This is a genomic window from Streptomyces sp. NPDC086549 (assembly GCF_044746205.1).
Taxonomy (GTDB): domain Bacteria; phylum Actinomycetota; class Actinomycetes; order Streptomycetales; family Streptomycetaceae; genus Streptomyces.
This window is the reverse complement of the sequence record NZ_JBIVBS010000004.1, coordinates 107,252-120,373: the sequence shown is the minus strand read 5'-3', so window position 1 is coordinate 120,373 and position 13,122 is coordinate 107,252. Positions and strand designations below refer to the sequence as shown.

Sequence of the window (13,122 nt, the reverse complement as noted above, 5' to 3'; positions counted from 1 at the left end):
TCAGGCTCCTGCCATGAGGGTGCTGTTGACGAGGTCGAGGAACTGCCGGGGGGTCTTGCAGCGCTCCGCGTCCGGCGGCATCGGCGTACCGTGCCGGTTCTCCAGTTCACCCACAATGCCGAGCAGGCCGAGCGAGTCGACGCCGAGGACGTCGAAGCCCACGTCGCTCTGCCGCTCCAGCTCCTGCGGGGGGACAGTGACCCCGGCGGCCTTCTTCATGAGCCCGGACAGTTCTTCCACGGTGATTTGGGCTGTCATGTGTTCCTCTCCTTTACTGCGGAGGCTTTACTGCGAGGCGCCTCGCTACGAGGCACCGGCGGCGCCGTGCCTGAGCACGAGCGCCGAGTTCGACCCCATGAGTCCCCGGCTGAGGACCAGCGCCGTGCGCAGCTCGGCGGGGCGGGCACGGCCGGTCACGAGGTCGAGGTCGAGGCAGACGTCGTAGACATTGGGGGTGGGTGGGATCAGGCCGTGCTCCATCGCGAGCACCGCCGTGGCGGTGTCCAGCACGGGCGCCCCGCAGTAGCCCCGGCCGAAGCCGGTCTTCGGCGCGGTGACCGGCACCCGTCTGCCGCCGGCGCCCAGGGTGTCGGCGATCGCCAGCGCCTCGGCGCGGTCCGCCTCCGGCACTCCGAGAGCGTCGGCGAAGACGACGTCGACCTCCTCGGGGGCAGAGCCGGCCTCGTCCAGGGCCCCGCGGATCGCCTGCGCGAGCCCCTCCCGGGACTCCGCCCAGCGGGAGGCGCCGGTGAACGTCGCCGCGTGCCCCGCGATGACGGCCCGGACCGGGGCGCCCCGCTCCCGCGCCGCCTCCGCCGCCTCCACGACCAGCATCGCGCCGCCCTCGGCGGGCACGAATCCGCAGGCCGCGGTGGTGAACGGACGGTAGGCGCGGGTCGGGTCCTCGACGGTACTGAGCTCCTCGTAACCGAGCTGGCAGACCATCGAGTACGGAGCCAGCGGCGCCTCGGTCGAACCGGCCACGATCACATCGGTGCCCCGCCGCACAGCCCTCGCCGCATGGGCGAGGGCGTCCAGACCGCCCGCCTCGTCGGCGGCGACGACCGAGCAGGGGCCCTTGAAACCGCGGCGGATGGAGATCTGACCGGTACTGGCGGCGTAGAACCAGGCGATGGACTGGTACGGGCCGACGAACCGGCTCCCCTTTCCCCACAGTTGCTGCAGCTCCCGCTGGCCGAACTCGCCGCCGCCGGAGCCGGCCGCGGTGACCACGCCGATGGAGTACGGCGCCGCGGCGGTGTCGGCGGGCCCGAGACGGGCGTCGTCCAGCGCGAGGTCGGCCGCGGCCATGGCGTAGTGCGTGAAGCGGTCGGTCTGGACGAGGTAGCGCTCCTCGACCGCCGCCGCCGCCTCGAAGGCACGGACCTCGCCGGCCACCTTCAGCGGCAGGTGCTCGCAGCCCTCGCGGGTGATCCGGTCGAGGACGCTGAGCCCTTCCTGCGTGGCCTTCCAGAAGGTGTCGGTGCTGGTTCCGTTGGGTGCGACCACACCGATGCCGGTGACGGCCGCGCGCCGTTCATGGGGTGCGCTCATCGTGTCCTCACTCCCTCGGCCGGGTCAGGATCACCGCGGACTGGAAACCACCGAAGCCGCTGCCCACGGACAGGACGCTGGTGAGCTTCCGTTCGCGGGCGACGCACGGGACGTAGTCCAGGTCGCACTCGGGGTCGGGGGTGTCGTAGTTCGCGGTCGGTGGTACGACCTGTTTGGCCAGGGCCAGCACGCAGGCGACGACCTCGATGGCGCCGATCGCGCCGAGGGAATGACCCACCATGGACTTGATGGAGCTCATGGGGGTGTCGTAGGCGTGCTGTCCGAGCGCCCGCTTCACGGCCGCCGTCTCATGGCGGTCGTTCTGCCGGGTGCCCGAGCCATGCGCGTTGACGTAGTCGATCGCCGAACCGTCGAGCCTGGAATGGTCCAGGGCGACCTCTATCGCCCGGGCCATCTCCAGACCCTCACTGGTCAGGCCGGTCATGTGGTACGCGTTGCCGAACGTGGCGTAGCCGCTGAGCTCGCAGTACACGTGCGCGCCGCGGGCCCGCGCGTGTTCCAGCTCCTCCAGGACCAGCACCGCGCCGCCCTCGCCCATGACGAACCCGTCACGGTTGTTGTCGAAGGGCCGGGAGGCATGCGCCGGGTCGTCGTTGTTCGGGGACGTGGCCCTGATCGCGTCGAAGCACGCCATGGTGATCGGTGAGATCGGCGAGTCCGAGGCGCCGGCTATGCAGATGTCGGCCCGGCCCTCCTCGACGGTGTGGAAGGCGTATCCGACCGCGTCCAGGCCCGAGGTGCAGCCCGTGGAGACGGTCTGCACCGGCCCCTGTGCGCCGAAACGTTCCGCCACCGCGGAGGCCAGCGTGCTCGGCGAAAACGCCCGATGCAGCTGAGGCTCCGCCTCCCGATGATCCACATCCCAGCGCTGCCCCCGGTGACTCACCAGAACGTAATCGTGCTCCAGACGGGTGGTACCGCCCACCGCGGTCCCCAGGGACACCCCGACCCGCCAGGGGTTCTCCCCGGCAAGGTCGAGACCGGAATCCCGGACAGCCTCGTCCCCGGCAACCAGGGCGAACTGGATGTACCGGTCCGCCCGCTCGATCTGCTCGGCGTCCAGGCCATGCGCCCCCGGATCGAAATCGCACTCCGCGGCGATCTGCGAACGCAGGCCCGTCGGGTCGAAGAACGTTATGCCCCGCGTCGCGGTCCGGCCGTTGGCGAGCAGATCCCAGAACGCCGGTACGCCGATTCCGCCCGGAGCCACGATGCCTATGCCGGTGACCGCCACGCGCCGGGTCATGACCGGACCCGACCTCGGTCGGCCGCGCGGTCCACGCCCGCCCCGGCTCCCTCCGTGACGACAGCGGCGGCACCCATGACCTCGGTCTCCTCCGTATCGACATGACCGAGCTGCGGACGCGGCGCCAACGGACCCAGGTGGAAGACGATGCGCGCCTCCACATTGCCCACATTGCGGAACCTGTGCCGCATGTGCATGGGGATCATCAGCCCCTGCTCCGGCTGCAGCGAGTGCGGCTCGCCGTCCAGGTCCACCTCCAACTGCCCGCACACGACATACACGAACTCCTCGGAGTACGGGTGGTAGTGCTCACCGATGCGGTCGCCGGGCTGCACGATGGCCACGCCCATGAAACCGCTGGTGGAGCCCACAGTGGTCGGGGTGAGCATGGCGCGCAGATCACCGCCGCGCCTGACATTGGGCTCGACCTCGCTGAGGTCGACGATTCTCGGACGGGGTTTGATCACGACGTTCCTCCGATGGGTAGCTGCGTCGGCGTGAGGACCTGGCCGCCCGGTCAGGCGTCCGGCGAACGGCGGTCGGTGATGAGATCCATGCGGACGACGGCACCGTCGAGAAGCTTCTTCAGCTCCGCGGCCTGCCCGTCGCCCGGCAGAACGGAGGCGCCACCGCCGTCACCGCGCATATCGACCAGCCGCACCACGACGTCGTCACGCTGGAAGACCGTGCTGCGCAGCACCGGACTCCCCCGGTCCTCCGCCGCCGCCTCGTCGTACTGCGCGAGCGCCTCGGCCAGCCGCATCCCCTGACCGGACTTCGCCGGGTAGTACAGCGCGTGCCGCTCCGCCTCCGGCAGCTCGCCCACCGTCACGTGATGCACGGCCGGCAGCGCCGCCCGGGTGAAGAAGACCCGCGCCGACTCCTGGTCGTTGAGATCCCGCTCCTGCTCCAGATACGGATTGATGGCCTCCTCCACGGCACGCACCTCCGGCTGCCGGGCGACGTGACGCAGCGCCGCGAGCAGATCACCGCGCACCTCGATGGCCCGCACCACCCGGTTGCCGTGCATGAACAGCGAGGTCCGGCACAACCGCGTGGTGCCATCCGCCTGGGCCTCGGGCGAGGCATAGTTCGCGAGGATCTTCGCCACCTCCGGCTCACTGCCCGGCTTGACCGTGAAGGTCAGCGCGTGCCGGATCAGACCGTCACCGATCCGCGGAGACGACTGGAGCCGACGCTCCTCCCCCCTCGCCCCGGCCGGCAGGCTGCCCGTCTCGCGGACGATGTGGAAACGCAGCGACCTGGTGTCCCGCACGCAGCTGTGCAGCGGCTGCACCATCCGCACGTGTTCCTCGCTGTTCACCCAGGCCAGGAACGGCGGAGCGCTCTCCCACTCGCTCGTGATGAGCCATTGGGATGGATTCTCGATGGACTGGCAGAGTTGGTCACTGACATGCCCGGGAACCGAAGCAACCTGGTTGCACAGCTGCTCGTAGGCCTCCAGGAACTGCTGCTGGGCTCCGTCGTACACGTCGACCAGCAGGACGACCCGGAGCCGGGAGCCGTCGAACACGGACTGGGAGACTTTCGACACCTGGCGCGTCAGTTCTTCTGAAACACGTTCAGACGTAATGGTCATCCTGCGCACTTCTCCTTCGCGGGGCAGAGGCGGACGCCGGCCGCGAGTGACGCGACGTCAGCGTTCCTTGATCCTGTGCCGGACCCCACAAGTGCGCGACTCGTATGAACCACGTGGGTGATTGGACGCCCGGAGGCGCTCCCGCACAGCCCCAGAGGGCATGGAAACTCACAGGCGCCCCATGCGCACACCCCTGCCTCTGGAGGCTTCGATGCATCAAAAAGCCGACCACCGAGCCGACCACCGAGTTCCCGTCCTCATCGTGGGCGGCTCTCTGGTAGGCCTGTCCATGTCCCTGTTCCTGGGCCGCCTCGGTGTGCGGCACATGCTCGTCGAACGCCACTCCGGAACCTCGATCCACCCCCGCGGACGCGGCAACAACGTCCGGACCATGGAACTCTTCCGAGTGGCCGACATCGAACCGGACATCCGGACCGCGGCATCACTGCTCGCCGACAACCACGGCATTCTGCAGACCCCCACCCTGGTCGGCGACGCGGGAGAGTGGCTCTTCAGACACATCGACCCCGGCGGCGCACTGTCGAGATTCAGCCCCACCGGATGGTGCCTGTGCAGCCAGAACGACCTCGAACCCGTCCTCCTGGACAACGCCCGCAAACTCGGCGGCGACCTCAGGTACTCCCACGAGATGGAGACCTTCGAACAGGACGCCCGAGGAGTCACGGCCGTCATCCGCGACCGCAACACCGAAGAACGCCACACGGTCCACGCCGACTACCTGGTCGCCGCCGACGGCCCCCGCAGCCCCGTCCGGAGCAGACTCGGCATCGGCCAGAGCGGCCCCGGCGACCTCTTCGCCAACGTCAGCGTCACCTTCCGCTCCAAACTCCTCGCCGACGTCGTCGGCGACCGCCACTTCATCTGCTGCTACCTCACCGACCCCGACGCCGACGGCGCCCTCCTGCCCGTCGACAACAAGGAACGCTGGGTCTTCCACGCCCCTTGGCACCCCGAACGCGGCGAAACCCTGGACGAATTCACCGAAGACCGGCTCGCCCGGCACATCCGCCGCGCCGTCGGCGTCCCCGACCTCGACATCGAACTCACCGGCAAGGCATCCTGGCGAGCCGCCGAACGCGTCGCCGACCGGTACCAGCAAGGCCGGGTCTTCCTCGCCGGCGACTCCGCCCACGAAATGTCCCCCACCGGCGCCTTCGGCTCCAACACCGGCATCCAGGACGCACACAACCTCGCCTGGAAACTCGCCGCCGTCCTCGACGGCTGGGCCGGCCCGCACCTGCTCGACACATACGACACCGAACGCCGCCCGGTCGCCCGGGCCACCAGCGCCCGCGCCTCCGCCCGCTCCGTGGAACACAGCCACCCCGGCTTCGCCCCGGTACCCGGCGTCGGCACCGGCCACAAGGGCGGCATCCTCAGCGTCGTCATCGGCCACCGCTACCCCCAGGGCGCCGTCATCGACGCCGACCCCGACCAGCCCGTGGTCCCCGAAGGAATCGACCTCACCGGCAAGCCCGGCAGCCGGGCCCCCCACATGTGGCTGCACCGCTCCGGCGAGCGAATCTCCACGATCGACCTCTACGAGCGCTCCCTGGTCCTGCTCACCGACGCACCCGACGACGCGGGCTGGCACGCCGCCGCCCGCCGCATCGCCGACCAGGACGGCGTACGCCTCGACGCCTACCGCATCGGCCCCGGCCCCGACGCCGACCTCACCTACGACACCGACACCGACGACTGGGCACAGATCCACGGCACCACAGCCGACGGAGCGATCCTGGTACGCCCGGACGGCTTCGTGGCCTGGCGCGCACCGGGCGCCGTACCGAACCCGGAAGCCGCACTGCGAAAGGTCCTCGCGACGGTGCTGCGCACGGGTTGAACCCCCGCCCCCGCCCCCTCCGACAGCCGCGGCAGAGTCTGCGCCCGTAAGAACGACGACAGCCCCCGCGATCCATGATCGCGGAGCCTGTCCCAGGTGGTACGTGGAGCCCCCTGTCGGATTCGAACCGACGACCTTCGCTTTACAAGTTCCCACCCTGAAAACGCTGGTCAGCAGCTTGGCGCTTTGGGCTAGGCGAGAAGGTACGCCAGCTACCACTGGCGTACGGCAACATCCGCACCTGTTGCCGTCACAGACTGCCGTCGCGGATCTGGAGGGCTGAAACGCCAAGTGAGCACGCCCTACGCTGGGATCGGCGCCTTGCCAGCGAAGTCGCGCGCCACCCGGGGCAGGGCAGTCGGCTACGACTCGTCCGGCCAGCTGGCCAACGCCGAGCCTGCCTCCTCATCCGTGAGGGTGATGCACGCACCGGGCATGCCGCCTCGCTCGCCGATCCATGACGTCAACTTGCGCCGGGCGGTCGCCTCACTGCTCCACCAGCCATGCATCATCAGCCGGCCTTCCCAGGTCAGGCTCAGTTGTAGCGCTGCGAGTCCGTCACAGGAGGCGGATCCCACGATGGCGGCCGGGCTCGCGGATGATCGCCGCCTTCGCCTCAAGTTCGCCGAGCTGATAGTGCACGGAAGCCCGGCTGCGCATGCCGACGGCCGCGCCGATCTCCGCGACCGTCGGCGCTTCACCGTACTCGGCGATGGATCCGCGGATGCAGGCCAGGATGCGCTCCTGGGTTTCGGTGAGGTGGTCCACTCGACGCATCACCGAATTAGAGCGCGTGTTCGAATTTTGAGGCAACCCGGCGCACGAACCCCGGTGACACCGCCGCCACGACGGCTTTCAAGAGCGTTACGGTGCCAGCCTCCGCAAGACCGGCTGGTGTGCGGCTACTCCCCGGAGGATTCTGACTGCGATCCACCCTCCTGGCCTCCAGAACCCCCTCCATGCTGCTGTCCAGTGCCCTGGCCCTGAGTGTGGCCTTGCTGCTGTCCAGTGCCCTGGTCCTGAGTGTGGCCTTGCTGCTGTCCAGTGCCCTGGTCCTGAGTGTGGCCTTGCTGCTGTCCAGTGCCCTGGCCCTGTGGCGTCACCTGCTGATCGGTTTGATGTCCAGGATCCTGCGGCTCGGTGGGCAGTTGGGGCTGGTCCTGGGGTAGCGGCTCGACCCGCACACCCTCGGCTTCCTTTGCCTCTTTTTCTTCGCGTTCCTTCTGCTTTTGCTTCCAGTAGTCCTGCTCGGCAGTATTTATTGATGCGCGCACCGCGCAGACCTCAGTGGTGTTGTTGTCGTATCCAGCGAGCCATCCTTGGTAGTACCGGAGCTCGGCGAGATCGTGGCCTTGGGCGGAAGGGACGGGAGCGGAACTGCGGGGCTTGCACGCAATAGCCGCACGTATCCCGGCGTCGATGCCATCAGAGTAGGCGTTAGTTCGGCGCTGGACGCTCTGGTCGGAATCTCTGTCGGGGTCCGGTTGTGGTTGCCCCACGTAGTCGGGGAGGCTCGGAGCCACCACCGCTGCCTGCGCAGGTGCCGGGGCGGCCGAGGCCCGGGTGACGATGCCCGGCGCGAGCACCATGGAAGCCAGGAGCCCCGGGCCGAGCAGCATAAGTGGTCGCTTAGTGCGCACGATCGCTTCCCTATTTGTGCGTCCAACGGAGGCGGTGCGTCGAGCGAAGCTCAAATATTGCGGTTCCGCTTGGGGATGTTCGGATGTGGCTTGCGCGATGAATAGAGAGCGACTCTCATTTTGACGGCCGCAACAATCCCGCACCACCGAGCCGCTACTCGCCCTCACCAGCCGCTCGGTTCAACCGGCACTAAGGAATGCCTTTCCTCCACCCTTGCGCGCAACAGTCCGAGATGCAAGGCCGAGCCATGGATTTGGCGATCTCCGAAGCGACCGAAGGGCTAACTGGGTTCTCAAGTGCGCCGCGGTGCGAGGGCGTAGGCGACCGCGGCCAGAGCGCGGCCGGCCTTGTGGTAGCTGCTGTACGAAAGCTTGAGCACTGCCTGGCACGTCCAGCTCGCCAGCCGCCGGACGCACGAAACGGCCGAAGACCGCGAGCGATTCTTTGAGGCATGGGGAAACGCCTAGTGATCGTGCGGGCGTAGAGCCGCGAAAAGGCCCCGCCGGGCGAACCGGCGGGGCCTTTGGCCTGTGCGCATCCTCCCCACGTACCTACAGCGACGCGGACGGCCCGTGGCACGGCTGCACTTGTCCGTCAGCGTTCGCCACTGTCGATGTCAGCGGGAGCCCTGCCGACGGCCAGTAGGTGCGAGCTGGCAGCGAGCAGTTCCGGGTACGGCTCTGCCATGCGCGCTGCGTCCAGGGCTGAGGCAATCAGCTCATCCGTGGGGCCCTCGCCCGGCTGCTGTTCGGCTGCCTTCACAAGTGACCAGGCGGGCCCCTCAATACCGAAGACCTGCACGTCTGTCAGTCCGGAGGCCACCAACTCCGCCACAAGCTCTTCGGCGCGATGGAAGTAGGACAGGGTGAACCCTCGCTCACCGTCGTAGACGGCCGTCTCAAGGATCTTGGAGACGGAGTCATGAATCCGTTCGGTATGCAGGTGGGCGTACGTGACGTGCTCAAAGAGCGACGCGTAGCGGTTGATTGCAGCCGCAGCGACCAGCTGTGGGACGCGCACGCGCACCTGCTCGACTGCTTCGACTCCACCCCGCGTCTGGCGTTCCTGTCCCCGGAGCCGGGGTCGGGCAAGTCGCGGGCGCTGGAGATCGTGGAAACCCTTGTGCCGCAGCCCATGACGGCCGTCAACGCCTCCGCCGCCGCCCTGTTCCGGTCCGTGTCCAACCCCAACGGGCGGCCCACGATCCTGTTCGACGAGATCGACACGATCTTCGGACCCAAGGCGGGCGACAACGAGGAACTGCGCGGGTTCCTCAACGCCGGTCACCGCCGTACCGGGGTCACCTACCGGTGCATCGGCGACGGCGGCAATCAGACCGTGCAGGCGTTCCCCTCGTACGCCGGGGTCGCGGTCGCAGGCCTCGGCTCCCTCCCGGACACGATCCTGACCCGCTCCGTCATCATCCGGATGCGCCGGCGCGCACGCAACGAACACATCGAACCCTTCCGCGCCCGCACCCACGAGGCCGAAGGACACGCCCTGCGTGACCGGCTCGCCCAGTGGGCCGAACACGCCCGCGGGGTCGTCATGGGCGCCTGGCCGGACATGCCCGACGGCGTCACCGACCGGCCGGCCGACGTATGGGAACCACTGCTCGCCGTCGCCGACGCGGCCGGAGGCGACTGGCCCGAGCGGGCACGCGCAGCGTGCGTGGCCCTGGTGACCGCGTCCAAGGCCAACGACAAGGGCAGTCTGGGCATTCGGCTCCTGACCGACCTGCGCGATCACGTCATGGTCGGCATTGACCGCCTGCCCACCATCGCCATCCTCGACCGGCTCAACGCCCTCGACGACGCCCCCTGGGCAGACCTGCACGGCAAGCCGCTCGACAACCGGCGCCTGTCGAAGATGCTCGCCGAGTACATGACGGCCGACAACGAGCCCGTCGCCTCCCGCAACATCAAGACCGCCGGAAGCGTCCTCAAGGGCTACTACGCCGCCGATCTCCGGGACGCGTGGGCCCGCTACTGCCCCCCACCCCCGGAAAGTCCGCTACCTCCGCTACCCGGCACCGAAAACACCGCCTGACCAGCAACAACGCGGTAGCGGCAACCAGCCTCGGTTGCCGCTACCCCAACGCTACCCATCCGCTACCGCTACCCCTTCCCGCTACCCCGCGCAGCCCCCTGACCTGCGCGGTAGCGGCGGTAGCGGAAGTAGCGGACTTCTCAGGAGGGGGCCAAAGGAGGCCCCACCCCCTTACGGAGGTTTCGACGTGCTTTCCGCCGTCCCGAACGAGCCCCAAGCACTCAAGATCCCGGAAGTCATGACCGCGCTGCGGCTGAGCCGCAGCAAGGTCTACGACCTCATCCGCTCCAAACAGCTCCCCAGCTACACATCCGGCCGGGCACGCCGCGTCCCGGTCGACGCCGTTCGCCAGTACATGCACGACCGGATGGAGGAGAACGCAGCCTGATGGCAGCACGAAAGAGGAACCCGAACGGTGCCGGCAGCATCTGGCAGCGCAAGGACGGGCGCTTTGAGGGCCGTGCCTACGTCCCGCAGCCTGACGGCACCCGCAAGCGCAAGACCGTCTACGGCGCCACCTGGGAGGAGTGCGACGAGAAGCGTCAGGAACTCGTTCGCCGCGACCGGCAGGGAATCCCGACGCCCACTCGTTCAGCGAAGCTCTCCGAGTGGTTGCCGTACTGGCTGGAGGAGCACATCCGGCCCAATCGGAAGCGCACGACGTACGTGAAGTACGAGATGCACATTCGGCTGTACCTCGTACCTCTGCTGGGTAGCCGACGGTTGGAGTCGCTCACCACAGCGAACGTCCGGCGGATGCTTTCGGAGGTCACCACGCAGGCGTCGGCAGCAACTGCGAAGGAGTCTCACCGCGTCCTGCGTACGGCTCTGACGGCCGCCTGTCGTGAGGAACTGATCAGCCGCAACGTGGTGCAGTTGGTCCCCGCTCCCCAGGTCGAGCCGCGCGAGCTGCGCCCCTGGTCGCTCGACGAGACGCTGACGTTTCTCGAAGCGGCACGGACCGACCCCCTGTATACGGCGTTCGTCCTCGCCGTGGCGCTCGGCCTGCGGCGCGGAGAGATCCTGGGATTGCAGTGGAAGGACGTCGACCTTGAGCGGCGCATCCTCACGGTGCGGACCACGCTGAACCGTGGCGGCAAAGAGCTGTATCTCGACACCACGAAGAACCGGCGAGCGCGGGTGATCCCGATCCCGTCCATGTGCGTCGCGCCGCTCCGGTGGCAACGTCTACGGCAGGCTGACCGGCGCGCGGCCGCCGGCGCAGAGTGGCATGGCAGTGATCACGTGTTCACCACCCGGAGCGGTCGCCCGATCGAGCCCCGGAACCTGTACCGCTCGTTCCTGCGGATCGCGTCGTCAGCGGAGCTCCCGAAAGTCCGGCTGCACGACACCCGCCACGGATGCGCCTCGCTGCTCTTCGCGGCCGGCGTCGCGCCCCGGACCGTGGTGGAGATCCTCGGACACTCCCAGATCGCGGTGACGATGAACGTCTACACGCACGTGAGCGATGGCGACCGGCGCGAGGCCATGGGCCACATGGACCGCCTGCTCAGACGGCGCCGTTAGAGGGGACTGCCGTCAGGAACTACCGTCAACGCCCCCGCCATCCATGATCGCGGGGGCGTTGTCCCTGGTAGGGATAGAGCCCCCTGTCGGATTCGAACCGACGACCTTCGCTTTACAAGAGCGGTGCTCTGACCAGCTGAGCTAAGGAGGCCTGCACGCACGCGTGGCGCGCCGTGCCCGTGCAGTGTACCCACGTCCCGGGGGTGTCCCGGCGAAAATTTCCGCGAAGTTCACAGTCCCCCAGGTACTGACAGATCCGGGAAACGCCAGGTACCGTCCTGACCCAGTTCACTCTCGTGGACTACACCAACCACCTTCCTACTCGGATCGTCCGGCACGTTCCTGCCGGTAGAAGGGGGCCCATTCACCATGGCCACTGTCACGTTCGACAAGGCGACCCGGATCTACCCGGGTTCCACCAAGCCCGCCGTCGACGGTCTCGACATCGCGATCGAGGACGGCGAGTTCCTCGTCCTGGTCGGCCCGTCGGGCTGCGGGAAGTCCACCTCGCTCCGGATGCTCGCGGGGCTCGAGGACGTCAACGGCGGCGCCATCCGCATCGGTGACCGCGACGTCACCCACCTGCCGCCGAAGGACCGGGACATCGCCATGGTGTTCCAGAACTACGCGCTCTACCCGCACATGTCGGTCGCCGACAACATGGGCTTCGCGCTCAAGATCGCCGGCGTCAACAAGGCGGAGATCCGGCAGAAGGTCGAGGAGGCCGCGAAGATCCTCGACCTCACCGAGTACCTGGACCGCAAGCCGAAGGCGCTCTCCGGCGGTCAGCGTCAGCGTGTCGCCATGGGCCGCGCCATCGTGCGTGAGCCGCAGGTCTTCCTCATGGACGAGCCGCTGTCCAACCTGGACGCCAAGCTCCGTGTGTCGACGCGTACGCAGATCGCGTCGCTGCAGCGCCGTCTGGGCATCACGACCGTCTACGTCACCCACGACCAGGTCGAGGCCATGACGATGGGCGACCGGGTGGCCGTGCTGAAGGACGGCATCCTGCAGCAGGTCGACTCGCCGCGGAACATGTACGACCGCCCGGCCAACCTCTTCGTCGCCGGCTTCATCGGCTCGCCCGCCATGAACCTGGTCGAGGTCCCGATCACCGACGGCGGCGTGAAGTTCGGCAACAGCGTGGTGCCGGTCAACCGGGACGCCCTGAAGGCCGCCTCCGACAAGGGTGACCGTACGGTGACCGTCGGTGTCCGGCCCGAGCACTTCGACGTGGTCGAGCACAACGGCGACGCGGCCGCCTCCCTGTCCAAGGACTCCGAGGACGCCCCGGCCGGTCTCGCCGTCTCCGTGAACGTCGTCGAGGAGCTCGGCGCCGACGGCTACGTGTACGGCAGCGCCGAGGTCGGTGGCGAGCTGAAGGACCTGGTGGTCCGTGTCAACGGCCGTCAGGTGCCGGAGAAGGGCGCGCAGCTGCACGTCGTGCCGCGTCCGGGCGAGACCCACGTGTTCTCGACCTCCACGGGCGAGCGCCTCTCCGACTGACACGAGGGCCGGAAGGGCCGGAATAAACCCGGCAATTCACCCACGTTGACGAAATGGGTCCCGCAGGCTGCTGCGGGGCCCATTTCGATGTCGCCGGATACCCCGGCAAGTCGG

11 protein-coding genes, 2 tRNA genes and 2 pseudogenes are annotated in these 13,122 nt (G+C 68.4%); 6 read left to right on the top strand and 9 right to left on the bottom strand.

What is annotated here, in order from left to right:
• The 5 genes from ACIPSA_RS15415 to ACIPSA_RS15395 are packed head-to-tail and all read right to left on the bottom strand — an operon-like array spanning position 1 to position 4,421.
• Positions 1–258, bottom strand: a complete 258-nt coding sequence (locus tag ACIPSA_RS15415) for an acyl carrier protein (RefSeq protein WP_402634139.1) — start codon at positions 256–258, stop codon at positions 1–3.
• Positions 259–303: 45 nt separating this feature from the next.
• Positions 304–1,554 carry a beta-ketoacyl synthase N-terminal-like domain-containing protein gene (locus ACIPSA_RS15410; RefSeq protein WP_402634136.1) on the bottom strand — a complete coding sequence of 417 codons (1,251 nt, stop codon included), beginning with the start codon at positions 1,552–1,554 and terminating at the stop codon, positions 304–306.
• A 7-nt stretch (positions 1,555–1,561) separates the two neighbouring features.
• Positions 1,562–2,821 (bottom strand): beta-ketoacyl-[acyl-carrier-protein] synthase family protein, encoded by a 1,260-nt coding sequence (locus ACIPSA_RS15405; RefSeq protein ID WP_402634133.1) that lies wholly within the window; start codon positions 2,819–2,821, stop codon positions 1,562–1,564.
• Positions 2,818–3,288, bottom strand: coding sequence for a cupin domain-containing protein (locus ACIPSA_RS15400; protein WP_402634130.1), 471 nt, complete (start codon positions 3,286–3,288; stop codon positions 2,818–2,820). Before ACIPSA_RS15400 ends, ACIPSA_RS15405 begins: the two co-directional genes overlap by 4 nt.
• A gap of 50 nt (positions 3,289–3,338) precedes the next feature.
• On the bottom strand, positions 3,339–4,421 hold the full coding sequence (locus ACIPSA_RS15395; protein WP_402634127.1) for a SchA/CurD-like domain-containing protein: 1,083 nt from the start codon (positions 4,419–4,421) through the stop codon (positions 3,339–3,341).
• Between the two features lie 211 nt (positions 4,422–4,632).
• Here ACIPSA_RS15395 and ACIPSA_RS15390 point away from each other — a divergent pair, with 211 nt between their 5' ends.
• Complete coding sequence (locus ACIPSA_RS15390) at positions 4,633–6,285, top strand: FAD-dependent oxidoreductase (protein ID WP_402634124.1); 1,653 nt, start codon at positions 4,633–4,635, stop codon at positions 6,283–6,285.
• A gap of 104 nt (positions 6,286–6,389) precedes the next feature.
• Here ACIPSA_RS15390 and ACIPSA_RS15385 read toward each other — a convergent pair.
• Both ACIPSA_RS15385 and ACIPSA_RS15380 read right to left on the bottom strand, forming a co-directional pair.
• Positions 6,390–6,508, bottom strand: a tRNA-OTHER gene (locus tag ACIPSA_RS15385).
• Between the two features lie 335 nt (positions 6,509–6,843).
• On the bottom strand, positions 6,844–7,062 hold the full coding sequence (locus ACIPSA_RS15380) for a LexA family protein (protein WP_402634122.1): 219 nt from the start codon (positions 7,060–7,062) through the stop codon (positions 6,844–6,846).
• A 182-nt stretch (positions 7,063–7,244) separates the two neighbouring features.
• Here ACIPSA_RS15380 and ACIPSA_RS15375 point away from each other — a divergent pair, with 182 nt between their 5' ends.
• On the top strand, positions 7,245–7,454 hold the full coding sequence (locus ACIPSA_RS15375; protein ID WP_402634119.1) for a hypothetical protein: 210 nt from the start codon (positions 7,245–7,247) through the stop codon (positions 7,452–7,454).
• A 1,066-nt stretch (positions 7,455–8,520) separates the two neighbouring features.
• On the opposite strand, the pseudogene ACIPSA_RS15370 reads toward ACIPSA_RS15375, so the two are convergent.
• Positions 8,521–8,931: pseudogene (locus tag ACIPSA_RS15370) on the bottom strand (SAM-dependent methyltransferase); the annotation flags it as partial.
• Here ACIPSA_RS15370 and ACIPSA_RS15365 point away from each other — a divergent pair.
• From ACIPSA_RS15365 to ACIPSA_RS15355, 3 genes and pseudogenes are all read left to right on the top strand, one after another.
• A pseudogene (locus tag ACIPSA_RS15365) lies at positions 8,932–9,975 on the top strand (DUF3631 domain-containing protein); the annotation flags it as partial.
• Positions 9,976–10,162: 187 nt separating this feature from the next.
• Positions 10,163–10,363: a helix-turn-helix domain-containing protein gene (locus tag ACIPSA_RS15360; protein WP_402634116.1), complete on the top strand. Its 201-nt coding sequence runs from the start codon at positions 10,163–10,165 to the stop codon at positions 10,361–10,363.
• Complete coding sequence (locus ACIPSA_RS15355) at positions 10,363–11,502, top strand: tyrosine-type recombinase/integrase (RefSeq protein ID WP_402634113.1); 1,140 nt, start codon at positions 10,363–10,365, stop codon at positions 11,500–11,502. The genes ACIPSA_RS15360 and ACIPSA_RS15355 overlap by 1 nt, the downstream gene beginning before the upstream one ends.
• Before the next feature lie 77 nt (positions 11,503–11,579).
• Here the strand turns inward: ACIPSA_RS15355 and ACIPSA_RS15350 are convergent.
• Positions 11,580–11,653, bottom strand: a tRNA-Thr gene (locus tag ACIPSA_RS15350).
• A gap of 218 nt (positions 11,654–11,871) precedes the next feature.
• Between ACIPSA_RS15350 and ACIPSA_RS15345 the strand changes: the two genes are divergently transcribed.
• Entirely contained in the window at positions 11,872–13,008 is a 1,137-nt protein-coding gene (locus ACIPSA_RS15345; RefSeq protein ID WP_402634111.1) for an ABC transporter ATP-binding protein, read from the top strand.
• Positions 13,009–13,122 lie beyond the last annotated feature (114 nt).